Origin of the sequence: Chryseobacterium sp. MIQD13, assembly GCF_050496705.1 — a bacterium.
In the GTDB taxonomy this organism is placed as follows: Bacteria; Bacteroidota; Bacteroidia; order Flavobacteriales; family Weeksellaceae; genus Chryseobacterium.
In genome coordinates, this window is sequence record NZ_JBNWAF010000001.1 from 792385 (window position 1) to 810371 (window position 17987).

Here is a 17987-nt window from a genome sequence, read left to right on the forward strand (position 1 = left end):
CGCAGATGATTATGTTATACTTGTGCCAGATAATTCCGTACATAAAAAAATCTGCATTATATCTGCCTAATCGTGGGAACAAAACAAAAAAGCGGGCTAAAGCCCGCTTCAATATTATAACATTTTTTATTAAGATCTCAATTCTGCGTTGTATTCTTTTTGGAACGCTTTGATTAAAGAATCCATTACCTCAGAAATTTCTTTCTCTTCCAATGTCTTTTCCTCATTAAGAAGCTCAAAGCTCATTGCATAAGATTTCTTTCCTTCCGGAAGGTTCTTTCCTTCATATACATCGAATAAGTTGATTCCTTTGATGAAAGGAGATTTATTCTTTTTCGCTGTTTGGTACAGGTCCTGGTAGTTGATATTCTTATCAATCAGTAAAGCAAGGTCTCTTCTGATCTTGTTGAACTTAGGAATATCCTTAAACTTAAGAACATTTTTAGAACGCAATTCCTGAGCCAGTTCAAGTTCGATTTCTGCATAGAAACATTCCTGATCAATATCGAAGTCCTTCAATAAAACCGGAGATACTTTTCCAATTCTCACCAACGTTTTTCCGCCTGCTTCATAAGCCAATGAGTCGGAGAATCTTTCGTCAGTTAAAGCTGTTTCTTTGTAATCAACTCCAAGTCTTTCCAATAAAACTTTTACATAGGCCTTAAGATTGTAGAAGCTCACTGCAGATTTAGGCTGAAGCCAGTTTTCAGCAACGTCTCTTCCTGTAACAAGAAGGGCAAGCTGTTTTCTTTCTTCGTACTTATCTTTTTTGTGGTAAATCTTTCCAAATTCGAAGAACTTAATATCCTGATTCTTTCTGTTGATATTATAAACGGCATTTTGAAGAAGACCTTCCAACAAAGATTTTCTCATGAATGCAAGATCTCCGCTTAATGGATTCAGTAATTTTACAGCATCTGTTTCATCTTTTACAGAAGTCAGTGAATTGTTCATTGCTTCATTGAAACCAAGCCCCTGCAATGTTCTTGCCCAGTTATTTTCAAGCTCGTCCTGATCATTCGCACTCAGTTTTACCGGAGTAAAAGAAATTTTCTGTGGAGCATCAATTTTATTATATCCGTAGATTCTCAAAATTTCTTCAATAACGTCAATTTCTCTGGTTACATCAGCTCTGTAAGCCGGTACAGAAATTTCAAGACCGTTCTGGATTTCATTTAAAACCTGGATTTCCAGAGATTTTAGGATTTCCTTTACTTTTTCTCTATGAATTTTTGTTCCCAGAATCTGTTCGATTCTTGAGAATCTGATGATTACATAATTATCCTCAATTTTCTTTGGATATTCTTCCAAAAGATCTCCAACCAGTTTTCCGCCTGCAATCTCCTGGATCATTTTGATGGCATGAGTTATTGCTGTTCTGGTAATATTAGGGTCTACTCCTCTTTCAAATCTGAAAGAAGCATCTGTATTCAAACCATGGAATTTAGCTCCTTTTCTTACCGCTACCGGATTAAAGTAAGCACTTTCAAGGAAAATGGTTTTTGTTTCATCGGAAACTCCTGAATTGGCACCACCGAAAACCCCTGCAATACACATTGGATTGTCTTTTCCGTCTTTGATCATAACTTCGGAACCGTTCAACGTTCTTTCTACACCATCCAAAGTTGTGAATTTCGTTCCTTCTTTTACGGTTCCCACTTTCACTTTACTGCCGGTAATCTTATCTGCATCAAATGCATGAAGTGGTTGTCCGTAGCCATGAAGAATATAGTTTGTAATATCTACAATATTATTGATCGGGCTTAATCCGATTGCTTTCAGTCTGTCTTTTAACCATGACGGAGATTCCGCTATTTTCACATCTTCAATAACAGCTCCGATATATCTTGGACATAGCTCGGCATTTTCCACTTCTAAAGTAAAATTATGTGAACCTTCCCCATTTAAAACTTCAGAAGTCACTTTTACAAATGTTGATTTCTGCTGGTTGGTTGAAAGGAAAGCGTGAAGGTCTCTTGCAACCCCGTAATGCGACATGGCATCTGTTCTGTTTGGTGTTAAACCGATCTCGATCACTTCATCATTAGCCAATTCAAAATAGTCAGCAAAATTCTTCCCTACTTCATATTTTGTTTCGTCCAGAACCATAATTCCACCGTGATCTTCGCTAAGGCCAAGCTCATCTTCTGCACAGATCATTCCCTGAGAAACCTCACTTCTGATTTTAGCTTCCTTGATCTCAAAAAAGTTTCCGGTTTTATCATAAATTTTGGTTCCAACAACTGCTACAGGAACAGTTTGCCCTGCTTCCACATTGGGAGCTCCACAAACAATATTTAATACTTTCCCATTCCCTACATCAACTGTCGTTTTCTTTAGTTTGTCTGCATTCGGGTGTTTCTCACAGGTTAATACTTTTCCTACAACAATACCTTCCAGACTGCCTTTTACACTTTCAAATTTTTCTATCCCCTCTACTTCAAGACCTATATCTGTAAGGAATTCTCCTATTCTTTCCGTTTTCAGTTCCGTTTTGATAAAGTCCTTCAGCCAGTTGTTTGATATTTTCATTTGCTATATTTTGAAAAATTTATTGAATTTCCGTACAATTTTCCCTGCACGGTTTTTCCTGTACAAATGTCGTGTTTTTTTGAGAAATAGAGAAATTTAGGACCAATTTTAAAACAAATAGTTTTTGTTAATTTCTTTCTGCTTACTGAGTAAATTTTTCTATGAAACAGACAAATTCGTGATATTATCTTTAGAGTTTTTAACTATTTATTAAATAAATCTTTAAAAACCTCAAAGTTCATTTAAAACAAAAAAGAGACTGAATTGTTCAGCCTCTTTTAGTTTTATTTATTTAAAATATTACAATCCGATTACCGGCATTGATAACATTAGAATATTTTCGCTTTCCTCAAGACCGTCAAGAGGCTCAATGATTCCCGGTCTGTTAGGTTGGGACATTTTCATGGTAATATCATCAGAACCTAGGATCGTGAGCATTTCTGTCAAAAACTTCGAGCTGAAACCGATATTGATATCTTCTCCGTTATAATCACAAGGAATCTGCATATCCGCTTTGTTTGCATATTCTGTATCTTCTGCGTGAAGGTGAAGAATATTGGCAGACAGCTTAAATCTTACCTGATTGGTAGATTTATTGGACATGATAGAGGCTCTTTTGATCGCTCCTAAAAGAAGATTTCTGTTGATTGTCAGTACATTTGGATTTTCCTTTGGAATTACTGCTGTGTAATTAGGGTATTTACCATCTATCAGTCGGCAGATCCAGATATGTTTTCCAAAAGTAAATTTAGCCATATTCTCATTGAAGTCGATGGTAACGTCTTCATTAGAGCTTGCCAGTATATTTTTGAAAATGTTCAGAGGTTTTTTAGGCATGATGAATTCCATTGGCTCTGCATGCATCAAATCGCTTCTTTTATAAACAACTAGTCTGTGAGAATCTGTAGAAACGAAATTGGTTTCGTTTTCTCCAAACTGGAACAATACTCCTGTCATAACCGGACGAAGAGAATCATTACTTGTAGCAAAAAGAGTATTTGTCAATGCTTCAGATAAAACACCTGCAGGCATTGTTACGCTTTGAGATGCATCAAATTCCGGGAGCTCAGGATAATCATCAGCATTATCCAAGGCTACAGCAAAATTGTCTTTTTCATCTAAAATCTCAAGCTGGCTTCCGGTTCCTTCTGCATTATCTTTTACAACAAATGTCAAAGGCTGTTCACCATAAGTCTTGATAAAATCCTGAAAAATTTTAGCAGGAACGGCAAATTTCCCCGAATCGTCAGACTTTACCTCCAGGGAAGTAACAAGAGTAGTCTCGCCATCAGATGCTGTAATGGTAACGTTATTCCCGTCTAATTCAAAAAGATAGTTTTCTAAAATCGGTCTCGACTGAGAGCTTGATATTACGCCACTTACAGTTTGCAATGCTTTCTGCAGTTCACCACTTGAAATAATAAATTTCATAGATTTAAAAATAAGTTTCTACAAATATAATAAATAGAAACTATAATGAAAAAAATAATCTTAAGGAGTTTTGAACAAATATCACTAACCTGTTTTCAGCCTTGATTTTAATGTTCATATTTCCCTGATTATTACTTTTCGAATCAAAGTCTGTATGCTTATTTTTCATTGACTGGTGAATATAGTTATGAAAACATATCTTAAAAAATATCTCACTCCGTCAAAATACAAATCCTATCTTTGTTAAAAATACATCATGCAAAAACCACCCATTCACAAAAGTTTTTTCAATGCTTTCCGGGGTATTTTCATGATGATAAAAACGGAAAGGAACTTTCAGATCGAATTTGCCGCTTTTCTTATTAATCTGGTTTTGATCTTTTATTTTAAACTTTCAGCCGCTGATACCGCGTTAATTCTTATAGCATCATTTACGGTTTTAGGTGCTGAAATTTTCAATACGGCAATAGAAAAGATCTGTGATATGATCCAGCCTGATTTTGATAAAAGAATTGGTTTTATTAAGGATATTTCTGCAGGGGCTGTTCTGTTGATGGCAGCCGGATCTGTTGTTGTTGGGGTTATTGTTTACTGGAAATATGTATTTCAATAAAAAAAGCATTCCTTTTTGGAATGCTTCTATGTTTTAAGAGCAGTACTTATCCCATCCTTCCGAGGTCATACAGCCATCAAATTTTGCACAGTAAGAAATATATGGCGGATTGCTGCAGTATCCGTTTTCATCTGTAGGATAAATAATTAACGATGGACCCAATCCTCCTTTTACATTTTTCAGCTCTTGTCTTTTAAGTTTTTTTAAATTTTTCATAGTATTTTTTATTTGTAAACAATAAAGCTAGTAAATAAAATCAAATATTTCACCAAAATAAGAAAAATTGATTTACTTATCAGTTATTTAATCAAATGTTAATCTTAAACTTTTTATAAAAAGTTTCGCCATTTTTTATAAAATATTTAATCAATCTTTTTTTTCCTAATAAAAACCTGAGAACATTTGCAGCAGAAATTCAATTATGAAAAAAAGCTGTATCCTTTTTTTTTCTGTTCTCGGAATTATAGTATCTGCCCAAAGCATTGAAGGAAAAGTATCAGATACGAGGTCAAAACCTGTTCCTTTCGCTGAAGTTATTATTACCCGAGATAAGAAAAAAAATGCTGCCATTACTGATGAAACCGGTTTCTATAAAATTAAACTCCCTGAAAACGGAGATTATGTTTTAGAAATTTTCAAAGATAATTCCAATATATTCAGGGAAACCGTCAGTATTAACGGAGAGATAAAGAGAAATTTTTCAGTGTATGAAAAAGAAACCCAGGTTGAAGGAATTACCATCTCCGGTAGAAAAAAGCTTGTGGAGAGAAAAATTGACCGGCTGGTATTCAATGTTGAAAATTCTGTAGCTTCTCAGGGATCCGATGCTATAGAAGCATTGGGAAAAACTCCCATGATAAGGGTTTCTGATGATGCCCTATCAATTGCAGGAAAAAGTTCTGTTGCAGTGATGATTGATGACAGGCTTCTCAACTTATCCGGTCAGGAACTTATAGATTACCTTAAAGCAATACGTTCTGATGATATTGCAAAAATCGAAGTAATTACCACCCCTCCATCCAAGTATACCGCCGAGGGAAGAAGCGGACTGATCAATATTATTTTGAAGAGAAATACCTCTCTGGGATGGAATACATCTTTTCAGACTTCAGGAACTTACTCGAAGAATATAAGTCTCAGGAACGGTATTATCTTTAATTATCAGGATAACAAGTTATCTCTCACCGCGAATGGTTCTCTATCTAAAAACATCTGGGAACAAAGATCTTATACTCAAAATAAAATTGCTGACGGAAACTTCTGGAACACAGACAATCATTCCTTTCATACTAACTATTATAAACCTTATAGTATAAAAGCTGAGTATAGGGTTAATAACAAAAATTTAATCGGCATCAATTATAACGGTACATTTTCAAACGGAGCAATGAACTGGATCAACAAATCTGATATTAAAAATAATCAGGGAATGGAAGGTTTCATTTCAGAATCAGGTTTTAACTATCAGATCAAGACTCATACTGCTACATTTTTTTATGATGTTAAATTAGATACGCTTAACAGCAAAGTAAGTATTTCTGCAAATTTCATGTCCAACATTTCCTATAACAACAATCATCTTCTTACAACTTCTTCTACCACAAGTATTTCGGCATTAAACACTCCTGTAAGTCAATACAAAATCTATAGCGGACAGGCTGATCTTGAAAAAAATTTCAAAAAGATAAAAACGGAAGCAGGTATAAAATTCACCAATATCAACAATGATGCTTCTATGAAATACTATGATGTAATTAATGAAGAAAATATATTTAATACTGCCAAAAGCAATGATTTTTTCTACGAGGAAAGAAACTACGCAGCCTATATTTCTACAGATTTTAAAATCAGCAAAAATGAAAAGTGGAAAGCCAAATTAGGCTTACGTTATGAATATACTACCGTACAGGGAACATCACCCAATGAAAATCTGGTTACAAAAAGTGAATATGGCAAAGTTTTTCCAACAGCTTATGTAGCTTTTAAAGTTTCTGACGACCACACCCTTTCACTCAACTACTCAAAAAGAATAAGCCGTCCATATTTTGCCAATCTTAATCCGTTCAGAATTTATATTTCAGCCTATGAATACTCTTCCGGAAATCCATATTTAAAACCTTCCTTCGCCCATAATCTAGAACTAAGTTATGTAATGAAGAATAATTTTACCACGACTTTATATTATAACCGTAATATTGATTCTTGGGACAGAATACAGAAAATTGAAGGTAATCTGAAGTACAATACAGTAACCAATTTTTACAACGAAGATCAGGCCGGGATAAGTATAAACTACAATTTTAATAAGTTTAAATGGCTGGAATCTAATCTCTTTGCTGCCGGATTTTACTCAAAATCCAGCACATATCTGGAAGATGCAGTAACAGTTCCGGCAGGTTATGGAGCAAATTTTAATGTAGACAACAGCTTTTTCATTAATAAGGACAAATCAGTAATTTTATTGGCCGGTATCCGGGGAGACCTGCCCAATAAAAGAGGAAATAATTATTCTTATACGAGTTCCGCTGCCTATGCCGGCATGAAGCTCAGTCTGATGAATAAAAACCTGTTGATCAGCCTGTATTTTAATGATATTTTTAATACCAACCGTTCAAAAGGGGTCAATTATTATCAGGATTATCAATCTGACTATAATTCCAAATGGGTTACGAGAAGCGCATATCTCACTCTCAATTATAAATTTGGCAACAGCAATGTAAAAGGCGCTGTAAAGCAGACAAAATTTGAGGAACAGAACCGTGCAGGTTCATAAATATCTCTATTTTGCAACATAAATAAACCCGGTTTTTCCAGATTTGAAAACCGTTTCAATTCTTTTATAATTATCAACCTCATATTCATCCGCGCGAAGAATCTCGTCATCAGTTACTTTAAAAAGTAAACCTTCCAATGTATCATTGCTGTTCCCTGAAAATTCCAAAATAGGGTGATATTTCTGGTTGCTTTTCCGAAGAACTTCAGGGTCGGTAATTTCAACCATATTCAGTTTATAGCCGGTCAGAATATCTTTTTCACCTTCCAGAATCCGTCCGAATGTTTCAAGCTGAACCTGTTCTTTCTGCAAAGTTCCGTAGGAGAACAAGTAAACCATTATAAATATTTTTCAACAATTGGTATTGCTGTTTCAGCCATGACTCCATACCCTTTTTCATTGGGATGTACTCCGTCCGCAGAAATTAAAATCTCTTTGTCTTCCAAAACAGCAGAATAAAAATCAACATAATGCAGTGATTTTTCAGAGGCAATATCCTTAACGATCTGGTTATAAACCAAAACATCTTCATTTGTTCTTAATTTCCCGGTTGCGCTTACTATCCCATCTACCTTTTGGGAAACAGGAAGAATGCTTACCAGGTAAATATCATCGGCATATTGCTTTGCATGATGAATGGCTTCATTAATATTATTTCTGAACTGCAGAGGATCTACCATAGATATTCCATCCTTTGTTGCCAGATCATTGGCTCCGTACCCGATAAAAACTATATTTCCTTCCGCCGAATTTCGGGCTGCCAGTTCATAAGGCATTCTTTTCAGAAGTCCTTCCGTGGTCTCGCCACCTATTCCCAGATTAAAAAGAATCAGCTCGTTGCTTCCTTCATGAAACTTCTGCAGGGCATATCTTTTAAGGATATCCACCCATCCTCCGAATACTCCGTCATATTCTCCATACGTAATGCTGTCTCCGAAAAACAGTCCGTAAATCATTTTCTTCATTTATATTATATGTTTAAGAAATCAGACCCTAAATTTAAGTAACTGAATGCAGGAAATTTCAGTTACATGAAGCTTATATAGCAAATCTATTATCTCTGTAAATCAATCCAAAATTAGGGTAATATTTTTGTGTGACTCTATAATTTCAACTAAAATTTCGAATAATGTCTGACCTTTTCCTGAAATCAATTCATCCAGTTTTTGCTGTATCAGCTTTATATTGAAAGGCTCCCCCTGTCTGATCCTGCTCTCATAAAAATCACGGGTTGGCCCGAAACCTAAGTCTTTTTTCGATTTTTGTGACTCTTTCCAGATCATCTCTATTTCTTCTCCGTCTTCAAATACTCCGAAGCCTCCGTACAGAATATCATCAAAGCCGTCCAGTGTGCCTGCTTTCCAATCTGTATCTTTCATCAACACCGAGGATACCTCATCGTAGAACCCTTCTAAATTTGAAAAGTGACCGCCATTAATGACGGTCACTTTTCTGTTATTTTTATTTGAAGTACTCAACTCCATTTTTGAATATATTGTGATAATTCGCAGTCGGTATATTTTTCATGAGACCTTCCGCAAAACGTTCAGGGTGTCCCATCCTTCCGTAAATCTTTCCGCACGGGCTGGTAATTCCTTCAATTCCGAATAATGAATTATTAGGATTGAACGGCATTCCGTGAGCTATATTTCCGTCAAGATCGATATACTGAGTAGCGACCTGCCCGTTTTCATAAAGTTTTTTGATTTCTTCTTCAGAAGCCATAAAACGTCCTTCACCATGAGAAATAGGAATGGTGAATACCTGACCTTTCATTCCTTTTAACCAAGGGCTTTCATCGTTGACCACTTTCACATTAACCATCTGGGAAATATGTCTTCTGATAGCATTATGAGCCAATGTAGGAGAGTTTTCATCCAGATCTTTGATTCTTCCGTAAGGTAGCAGACCGGATTTAACCAAAGCCTGGAAACCGTTACAGATCCCGATGATCATACCATCTCTGTCCAATAATTCGTGAACGGCATTCTTCATCTTTTCGTTTTTCAGAACATTCACAATGAATTTGGCAGAACCGTCCGGCTCATCACCTGCAGAGAAACCACCTGAGAATGCAAGGATCTGAGAGGTTCTGATCTCTTCTACCCATGCATCAATGCTTTCATCCAACAGCTGATGGCTGATGTTTTTCAGTGGAAGGCTGCTGATCACAGCACCTTCTTTCTGGAATGCATTCAACGTATCATATTCGCAGTTTGTTCCCGGGAATACAGGAGCAAATACTTTTGGCTGGGCAATTCCATGCTTTTTAATGATAATATTTCTTGGGTTGACGGAATTTGATTTTTCATCAATTTCAACCGTTAGTTTCTCTTTTTCTTTAGTTGGGAAAAGATTCTCAAATGTTCCTGTGTAGGCGGATTCAAGCTCTGAGATTGAAGATTCGAGATTGTTTATTTTTAAAATACCCGTGTCTTTTACTTCACCGATTTGCTGAAGGGAAGCATTATTCAGCTCTTCTTTCGATTCGATAATTAAGCTTCCGATATTTTTAGTCAATAAAACATTTTCATCAATATTGATCTCTGCACCCAATCTGTTTCCAAAGCTCATTTTTGCTAAAGCTACTGCTGCACCGCCTTCTTTAATTGTTTTCACAGAAACAATTTTTCCGGATTTGATGTTTTCAAAGATGAATTCAAAAATTTCTTTTAAGCTTTGATAGTTTGGAAGTCCGCTCTCCTGAGGAATATGATTGAAGAAGTACAGTTTGTTTCCTGCCTGTTTAAATTCCGGAGAGATCACATTTTTCTTCTCTCCGTTTGCACAGGCAAATGAAATTAATGTCGGCGGTACATTCAGATCCTGGTAAGTACCACTCATAGAGTCTTTTCCTCCGATCGCTGCAAGACCAAGATTGATCTGCGCATCATAAGCACCTAAAAGAGAGGCTAAAGGTTTCCCCCATTTCTCAGGATTCTGACCTAATTTTTCGAAATACTCCTGGAAACTTAATCTGATGTTTTTGTAATCGCCCCCCATCGCAGCAATCTTAACAACACTTTCCACCACGGCATAAGAAGCTCCTAATAATGAATTCTGCTTTGAAATGCCTGTATCAAATCCCCAGCTCGCAAAAGAAACGGTTTCAATATCTTTCGCTCCTAAAATTGGCAGGGTCTGAACGCTTCCTTCCATCAGGGTCTGCTGATATTTTCCTCCAAGAGGCATAGCAACAGTGGTTCCTCCTACGGAAGAATCGAACATTTCCAGCAATCCTTTTTGGGATGCTACATTTTTGTCACTTAATATTTTAGTGAAGTTTTCTTTTGTAAAAGATTCTGTTTTTTCTTTTACTTCTTCAAGATGAGTAATTTTCACTTCCTGGCTTTTAGAACAACCATTTGTATCTAAAAACGCTCTTGAAAGGTCTACAATCTTATCTCCTTTCCAGAACATCTGCATTCTTCCTGAATCGGTAACTTTTGCTACTTCTACAGCTACAATATTTTCATCTTCGCAGAATTTGATGAACTTTTCTTTATCTTTAGGATCAACAACAACGGCCATTCTTTCCTGAGATTCTGAGATCGCAAGCTCTGTTCCGTTTAATCCTTCATATTTTAAAGGCAAAACATCAAGATTTACTTCTAAAGAATCTGCAATCTCTCCAATCGCTACAGAAACTCCTCCAGCTCCGAAATCGTTTGATTTTTTAATCAGTCTTGTTACTTCAGGGTTTCTGAAAAGCCTCTGGATCTTACGTTCTTCAACAGCATTTCCTTTCTGAACTTCAGAACTCATTGTGTGGATTGATGTTTCGTCCTGCTCTTTTGAACTTCCGCTTGCTCCCCCAACTCCGTCACGACCTGTTGCACCACCTAAAATAATGATGGAATCACCATCTGCCGGTTTTTCACGTCTTACCCAGTCAATAGGAACTGCTCCTGTAACGAAACCAACTTCCATTCTCTTTGCTTTGTAGCCTTCGTCATAGATTTCAGAGACCATAGTAGTTGCGAGACCAATCTGGTTACCGTAAGAGGAATAACCGTTTGCAGCTTGCTTAGTAATAGTTTTCTGAGGTAATTTGCCCGGTAAAGTTTTGTCCACAGATTCTAAAACATCTGCAGCTCCGGTAAGTCTCATCGCCTGGAATACAAATGATCTTCCGGACAACGGGTCTCTGATAGCCCCTCCCAAACAAGTTGAAGCGCCTCCGAAAGGCTCAATTTCAGTTGGGTGATTGTGGGTTTCATTTTTAAACAGCAAATACCAAGGTTCTTTTTTACCGTCATATTCTGCTTCAATCTGGATGGTACATGCATTGATCTCGTCTGAAACAACAAGATTCTCCAGATTACCTGTTTTATGGAAGTATCTTCCGCAAACTGTTGCCAGATCCATCAGGGAAATCGGTTTCAGCTCACGGCCTAAGAATTTTCTTTTTTCGATATAGTCATTGAAAATAGTTTCCAATGTATGTTTAAAAGCTCCTTCAAACTCAATGTTTGACAATTCAGTTTCAAACGTTGTGTGACGGCAATGATCACTCCAATAAGTGTCTAAAACTTTAAGCTCCGTTTCAGTCGGATTTCTTTGTTCGGTCTTAAAATATTCCTGGATGAATTTTAAATCGTCCAGACCTAATGCAAAACCATGACTGTTATAAAAACTTTCAAGCTCTGCATCATTGAAATTGATAAAATTTTCGTGGATCAAAACTTTTGACGGTATTTCATCCGCCGGAATATCCAAGATAGAAAGATCTTTTTCCTGGGATTCCACTTTATTGATCAGAAGGTCTTTGATTTTTACAAGATCTGCTCCGGAAACTCCTTCAAACTGGATAAGTTTTCCGCTTCTTACTTTGGACTTTTCATTCTCTGTTAATAAAGCAATACACTGCTGTGCAGAATCTGCACGCTGATCGTACTGACCAGGCAGGAATTCCATCGCAAAATGGATCTCTTCTGCAGGATTTTCTGTATGTAAAATATCGGTCACAGGATCTACAAAAGTACTATTGACTACTTTCTCAAATTCTCCGTCATTCAGTCCGAAAATATCATATACATTATACACTTTCACATTTTTGACTGCCGGAACGACTGCTTTTACTTCATCAAAAATTTTTGGACTTTCAACATCGAAAATTCCTCTTTTTTCTACGAAAATTCTTTTGTTATTAGACATTAGATGTCAGATTTTAATATTAGATTTATTACTTTCTTTTACTTTTTTCAGAATCAATGGATGATTCTCTTTATTTTACAGCTTTAAGGTAAGATTATTGTCATCTGTTCCGTCTGTATTGGAAGCTTTTTTAGGGGGTACCACCCAGCTTATATTATTGAGTACAAATTTAAAGGAATAGGTCTTGCCTTTTTCAAATTTAGATACCGGAATTGCTAATTCAAAATGATTCTTATCTTTTTTCTTCATCTGGGATTCCTTGCTAGCAGGATTCCAGTCGTTGAATAAACCTGCAACAGAAACATTATTGAGCAGTCCTGCATCCAGATTATTTGAATGGGTGTATTCAAAAACAACTTTATCTCCTTTAAGAGTATATCCGTAAACCTGCTTTTTATCTGATGAAGAAGTGAAATCCTCCATGATTTCTGAAGCCGTATTCTGAAGCGTATAGCCGCCTCCCGGTACACTTACATTGATGATCATACATATACCGATGTTATATTCGGGATAAATTGTAAACCATGTTTGTGTTCCAAAAGCGCCACCATGCTTAAATCCTACTTTTCCGTATTCACTTACATAATAGTCGTCCCAGAAGTATCCGTGCCAGTTTTCTTTACTGTTTTCTATATTTTTCTGGGATTCCTTTACTACTTTATTTTTTGAGTAGAGTTCATCTTTCAGGAATTTCATCAAATCACCCAGAGTAGATTTTGTTCTTGCCCCTGTAGAACCCCATAAATTTGAGCTAAAATGTGGCATCAGCCTGCCGTTTCCATAATAACCATCTGCCAAATATTCATTTTTACCCAAGGTGAATTTGGTATGGTTCATTTCCAACCCGGAAAAAATGTTCTCATTAAAAAGAGTTTCTACATCTTTTCCGTATACATTTTCTAAGATAAGACCTGTAAGCTCCAAACTTAAATTACTGTATTTATATTTTACACCGGGAATTGTATCCAGTTTTACATTTTTAAGATCTTTAAAAAACTGTTCCCTGGAATAATCAGCTTCAAGGTTTCTGATTAAAAAAGGAGTTTCATCCGTCGGATTTTCAAATAATTTATCTTCATCCGGTAAACTTCTTGGCAATGCTGTTGTATAGGAGATGAGGTTTTTAATTTTAACGGGAATTCCCTGATACTGCAGATTTGGATAATCTTCTTTTAAAAATTTACGGATATCGTCTTCAAGACTTATTTTTCCTTCCAGAACGGCTTTTGCAAGCAATTGCCCGGTAAAAAGTTTTGTAACTGAAGCTATTTCAAAATAGGTATTATCATCAGCTTTATTTCCTTTTCCTTTATCTATTTCTCCGTAATGCTTTGTATAGGTCTTCCCATCTTTCACAATTCCGATGGAAACGGAGTATGCTCCTGATTTCTGGGCAAGTTTTTGCGCGTTGGCATCCATGATTACATACACGTCTTTCTGGCTTTGTGAAAAGCTTTTCGCAGACATAATGATCAATAAAAAAATGGACAGGTTTCTCATGAATTATTTAATTTCAAAAAAAATATGCAGCCCAAAAGGACTGCATATGCTTTATACTTTAAGATCAGCCTCCAAACCTATCAGGTCTTTATTTTTATCCAGGATAGGCTGAACCTCATTGCCGATGAATTCCTCCGTCTGGATCGGCGCAAAACCGATAAAGTTTTTAGGATCTAAAACTTCTTTTAATTTTGATTTATCTAGTTTTAAAGAATCATCGTTCAAGATTCTTTCAATAAGGTCATTTTCTTTTCCTTCTTCTTTTACTTTCTTGGAAGCTTCCATAGAATGAACTCTTATCACTTCGTGAATTTCCTGACGGTCACCGCCGGCTTTTACCTCTTCCATGATGATGTACTCTGTCGCCATGAAAGGAAGTTCCTCCATAATATGCTTGTTGATTCTGTTCGGATAAACAACAATTCCATTCATGATATTGTTCCAGATCAACAGAATTGCATCAACAGCCAGGAAAGCCTGAGGGATTGTAAGTCTCTTGTTTGCAGAATCGTCCAGTGTTCTTTCAAACCATTGCGTAGAAGCTACCATAGCAGAACTTGTAGTCAAAGACATTACATATTTTGCCAGTGCCCCGATTCTTTCGCTTCTCATTGGATTACGTTTGTAAGCCATTGCAGATGAACCGATCTGGTTTTTCTCGAATGGCTCTTCAATTTCTTTAAGATTTTGAAGAAGACGTAAATCGTTTGTAAATTTATGTGCAGATTGAGCAATATTTCCTAGTAAAGCGACTACCTTAGCATCAATTTTTCTGTCATAAGTCTGACCTGAAACTCCGAAAACTTTCTCAAAACCGAATCTTTTTGAAAGTTCCTTATCAAGATGCTTTACCTTAGAATAATCACCATTGAACAGTTCAAGGAAACTTGCAGCTGTTCCGGTTGTTCCTTTTACTCCTCTGAAACGAAGTGTTTCCAGGAAGAAATCAAGCTCTTCAATATCAAGAACCAGACTCTGCAGCCAAAGTGTAGCTCTTTTACCAACGGTTGTAAGCTGAGCCGGCTGGAAATGAGTAAATCCTAAAGTAGGAAGATCTTTATATTGAATAGAGAAATCAGCTAAGTTTTTCATTACGTTAACCAGCTTTTTCTTTAAGATCAAAAGCCCGTCACGAATCTGAATAAGGTCTGTATTATCTCCTACAAAAGCCGAAGTAGCCCCTAAATGGATAATTCCTTTTGCTGAAGGCGCCACATCACCATAGGTGTGAACGTGAGCCATTACATCATGACGGAATTTTTTTTCATATTCTGCCGCTTTATCATAATCGATATTTTCAGCATTGGCTTTCAGTTCAGCAATTTGCCCGTCTGTAATATCAAGACCAAGATCTTTTTCAATTTCAGCCAGAGCTATCCAAAGCTTTCTCCAGGTACGAAATTTGTTGTTATGTGAGAAATTAAACAACATTTCTTCACTGGAATAGCGCTCTTCCAATGGATTTTTGTAGGAATTCATTCTTTCTTTTACTTTTTAGATGTACAAAAATAAGGATTTTCGATGAGAGATAAAAATTGTGAATGTTTCTTTTAAATTTTGATTTAAACTAAAAAATTGATCCTGAATCCTTATTCCAACAGTATAAACAAAGCCGTTCTTCCGAACGGCTTTGCTATTTGTTTTTAAAGTAAAGACAGTTATGCAGCAAGACCGCATTCTGCTCCTACAGGAATACATTTTTTCACGAATGAGCACCAGAAATATCCTGCCAAACACATTGGAATACCTCCCTGAACTGTTTTCAATTCCTGTTTTGAAAGTTTTTTTAGATTTTTCATATAGTATTTTCTAATTTTTCCTACTCTATAAGCTTTTCGGATTCTGCTATGATTTGATTGTACCAATATACATTTTTTTAATCAAAAACATAATTTTAATGCTTATTGATTAATTATTTCAAAAAATATTAACCTTTTTTGAAGTAAACCAAAATCTTGCAATAGTATCGCAAATTCTCGTTCAAAAATTGAGTTTCCTCATTTGTGTTTTCCTATTTTTTCAGATTCATTTAAATTTGCACCGAAACACAACTGATGAAAAAAAATTATTCTCTTTTTTTCTTTTTTTCTATCATTACTTTTTTTTCAGCACAAAAAAATGTGCAGGATTCATTAGTTATTGTATTAAATAAGACAAGTGATCTTTCAAAAAGAGCAGGGATTTTAAATGGGATATCTGATTCCTATAAAACTTCGGATCCGGATGCCATGCAAAAGTTTGCCAACGAAGCACTGCAATCTGCAAAAAAGGCAAATAATATAAAAGAAGAGGTTTTGGCCCTGCAAAATCTGGGAACTTCAAGTATTATTCTGGGAAATTATGACCAGGCGCTCAAATATTTTGATCAAACAGAGCAAAAAGTATCAAAACTGAATCAGGCTGACCAGAATATACAGGAAATACTGGCTAAAACTTTTGGCAGTAAGGGAATTATATATTCGGAGCAGAATAATTATTCCCAGGCTTTACATAATGATTTCAAAGCCATGAAACTGTATGAAAGCAGTCACAATGAAGTCCAGCTATCCAAAATTTATAATAATATCGGGGTTATTTATCATTCAATTGATGACAAGGATAAAGCTTTACAATATTTTCTGAAGTCCTATACTTTACAAAAGAAGATAAAAGCAGCCTCACTGGGAGTTTCGTGTTCGAATATCGGTTTAATCTATTTGGATAAAAATCTGCTTCAAAAGGCCAAAATATTTTTTGATGAAGGTCTTGATGCATTTCAGAACAATCCCAATTCCCGTGAGCAGGGAGAGCTGTATAATAATATTGCCCAATATTATATGGCTAAAAAGCAATTTGAAACAGCCAAAGAGTATTTGCTGAAAGCAGAGCAGGCTTTTAAAAGTACTGAAGACAGATTTGGCTTATCCAACACCTATTTATTTTTAGGCAAAATTTATTATAGTGAAAATAAACCTGACGAATCACTGGAATTTGCCAACAAAAGCCTTACCATTTCCAAAGAGCTGGATTTGCCTGAAACTACTGTAAAAAGTGAGGAACTACTTTCTCAAATTTTTGATAAAAAGGGAAATAAGGAACAGGCTCTTATTCATTTAAAAAACTACAGTTCGGAAAATAAAAAGCTCCTAAAAATTGAAAATGCAAAGGAACGCATCAGGACAGAGCTAAATTTTGAATCTGAAAAGCAACAGATCGAGCAAAAAGAACAAACAAACCGTGAGAAAATAAAATGGTACTTCGGTCTTTTACTTCTGATTATTATTCTAGTTGGAGTATATTTCTTTTTCAGAAATAAAGAGAGGGAAAAAACAATCCTGCTTCAAAAACAACTGACGGAGTTTCAGCATAAGGCTCTGCACCTTCAGATGAATCCTCATTTCGTTTTCAACTGTCTGGCGGCCATTTCTTCATTTATTATGCAGAATGATAAGGAAGAGGCTATAAAATACCTGGCAAAGTTTTCCAAACTTATGCGTCTGACACTGGACTTTTCTAAGGAATCACTCATTACTATTGATAAGGAAATTGAATCTTTAAAAAATTATCTGGAGCTTGAACAGCTGAGATTTAATCAGAAGTTTGATTTTAAAATCACCAAAGATCCTTTAATAGAAGACGATACAGCACTTCCTTCTCTCCTGCTCCAGCCTTATATAGAAAATTCGGTGATTCATGGAGTGGTTCCCAAAGAGGGAAAAGGTATGATTCAGGTAAAATTCAGCCAGACTGAGGAATCATTAATCTGTGAAATTACAGACAACGGAATAGGAATAGAAACTTCTAAAAAACTGAAAGAGAACCTTGTAAATGTACATAAATCCATGGCTATGGAAATTTCACAAAAAAGACTGGAAACGCTTGAAGAACTTGAAAAGAAAAAAGTGAACCTGACGGTAACAGAAATAAAAGGGGAAAATAATAGAACCGAAGGAACAAAGGTAGTGTTGGAACTGCCTTTAGAATATATAAAAGACTAATAAT

The 17987-nt window shown here is 35.8% G+C and carries 13 protein-coding genes; 3 read left to right on the forward strand and 10 right to left on the reverse strand.

All coding sequences use genetic code 11. The annotated features are described in order from the left end of the window. Positions 1 to 129 precede the first annotated feature (129 nt). On the reverse strand, positions 130 to 2532 hold the full coding sequence (pheT, locus tag ACQWU4_RS03820) for a phenylalanine--tRNA ligase subunit beta (RefSeq protein WP_429934434.1): 2403 nt from the start codon (positions 2530 to 2532) through the stop codon (positions 130 to 132). A gap of 300 nt (positions 2533 to 2832) precedes the next feature. Beyond that, entirely contained in the window at positions 2833 to 3963 is a 1131-nt protein-coding gene (gene dnaN, locus ACQWU4_RS03825; protein ID WP_429934435.1) for a DNA polymerase III subunit beta, read from the reverse strand. A 256-nt stretch (positions 3964 to 4219) separates the two neighbouring features. Between dnaN and ACQWU4_RS03830 the strand changes: the two genes are divergently transcribed. Continuing rightward, positions 4220 to 4576 (forward strand): diacylglycerol kinase family protein, encoded by a 357-nt coding sequence (locus ACQWU4_RS03830; RefSeq protein WP_429934436.1) that lies wholly within the window; start codon positions 4220 to 4222, stop codon positions 4574 to 4576. A gap of 33 nt (positions 4577 to 4609) precedes the next feature. Here the strand turns inward: ACQWU4_RS03830 and ACQWU4_RS03835 are convergent, their stop codons facing one another. Then, positions 4610 to 4792 carry a bacteriocin-like protein gene (locus ACQWU4_RS03835; protein ID WP_429934437.1) on the reverse strand — a complete coding sequence of 61 codons (183 nt, stop codon included), beginning with the start codon at positions 4790 to 4792 and terminating at the stop codon, positions 4610 to 4612. A gap of 205 nt (positions 4793 to 4997) precedes the next feature. Between ACQWU4_RS03835 and ACQWU4_RS03840 the strand changes: the two genes are divergently transcribed. Continuing rightward, a complete protein-coding gene (locus tag ACQWU4_RS03840) occupies positions 4998 to 7349 on the forward strand; it encodes a TonB-dependent receptor domain-containing protein (RefSeq protein ID WP_429934438.1) in 2352 nt (783 codons plus the stop codon). Positions 7350 to 7355: 6 nt separating this feature from the next. Here the strand turns inward: ACQWU4_RS03840 and ACQWU4_RS03845 are convergent, their stop codons facing one another. The 7 genes from ACQWU4_RS03845 to ACQWU4_RS03875 all read right to left on the reverse strand — a co-directional run bounded on the left by ACQWU4_RS03845 (position 7356) and on the right by ACQWU4_RS03875 (position 15805). Continuing rightward, on the reverse strand, positions 7356 to 7688 hold the full coding sequence (locus tag ACQWU4_RS03845) for a gamma-glutamylcyclotransferase family protein (RefSeq protein ID WP_429934439.1): 333 nt from the start codon (positions 7686 to 7688) through the stop codon (positions 7356 to 7358). Beyond that, positions 7688 to 8314 (reverse strand): SGNH/GDSL hydrolase family protein, encoded by a 627-nt coding sequence (locus ACQWU4_RS03850; RefSeq protein ID WP_429934440.1) that lies wholly within the window; start codon positions 8312 to 8314, stop codon positions 7688 to 7690. Before ACQWU4_RS03850 ends, ACQWU4_RS03845 begins: the two co-directional genes overlap by 1 nt. 102 nt (positions 8315 to 8416) lie before the next feature. Continuing rightward, positions 8417 to 8833: a ribonuclease inhibitor gene (locus ACQWU4_RS03855; protein WP_429934441.1), complete on the reverse strand. Its 417-nt coding sequence runs from the start codon at positions 8831 to 8833 to the stop codon at positions 8417 to 8419. Then, positions 8811 to 12506: a phosphoribosylformylglycinamidine synthase gene (locus tag ACQWU4_RS03860; protein ID WP_429934442.1), complete on the reverse strand. Its 3696-nt coding sequence runs from the start codon at positions 12504 to 12506 to the stop codon at positions 8811 to 8813. Before ACQWU4_RS03860 ends, ACQWU4_RS03855 begins: the two co-directional genes overlap by 23 nt. Positions 12507 to 12581: 75 nt before the next feature. Beyond that, a complete protein-coding gene (locus ACQWU4_RS03865; RefSeq protein ID WP_429934443.1) occupies positions 12582 to 14006 on the reverse strand; it encodes a serine hydrolase in 1425 nt (474 codons plus the stop codon). A gap of 51 nt (positions 14007 to 14057) precedes the next feature. Beyond that, positions 14058 to 15485 carry an adenylosuccinate lyase gene (gene purB / locus ACQWU4_RS03870; protein WP_429934444.1) on the reverse strand — a complete coding sequence of 476 codons (1428 nt, stop codon included), beginning with the start codon at positions 15483 to 15485 and terminating at the stop codon, positions 14058 to 14060. A 179-nt stretch (positions 15486 to 15664) separates the two neighbouring features. Next, on the reverse strand, positions 15665 to 15805 hold the full coding sequence (locus ACQWU4_RS03875; RefSeq protein ID WP_429934445.1) for a bacteriocin-like protein: 141 nt from the start codon (positions 15803 to 15805) through the stop codon (positions 15665 to 15667). 321 nt (positions 15806 to 16126) lie between these two features. Here ACQWU4_RS03875 and ACQWU4_RS03880 point away from each other — a divergent pair, with 321 nt between their 5' ends. Next, positions 16127 to 17983, forward strand: coding sequence for a tetratricopeptide repeat protein (locus ACQWU4_RS03880; protein ID WP_429934446.1), 1857 nt, complete (start codon positions 16127 to 16129; stop codon positions 17981 to 17983). The last annotated feature ends 4 nt before the right edge of the window (positions 17984 to 17987 follow it).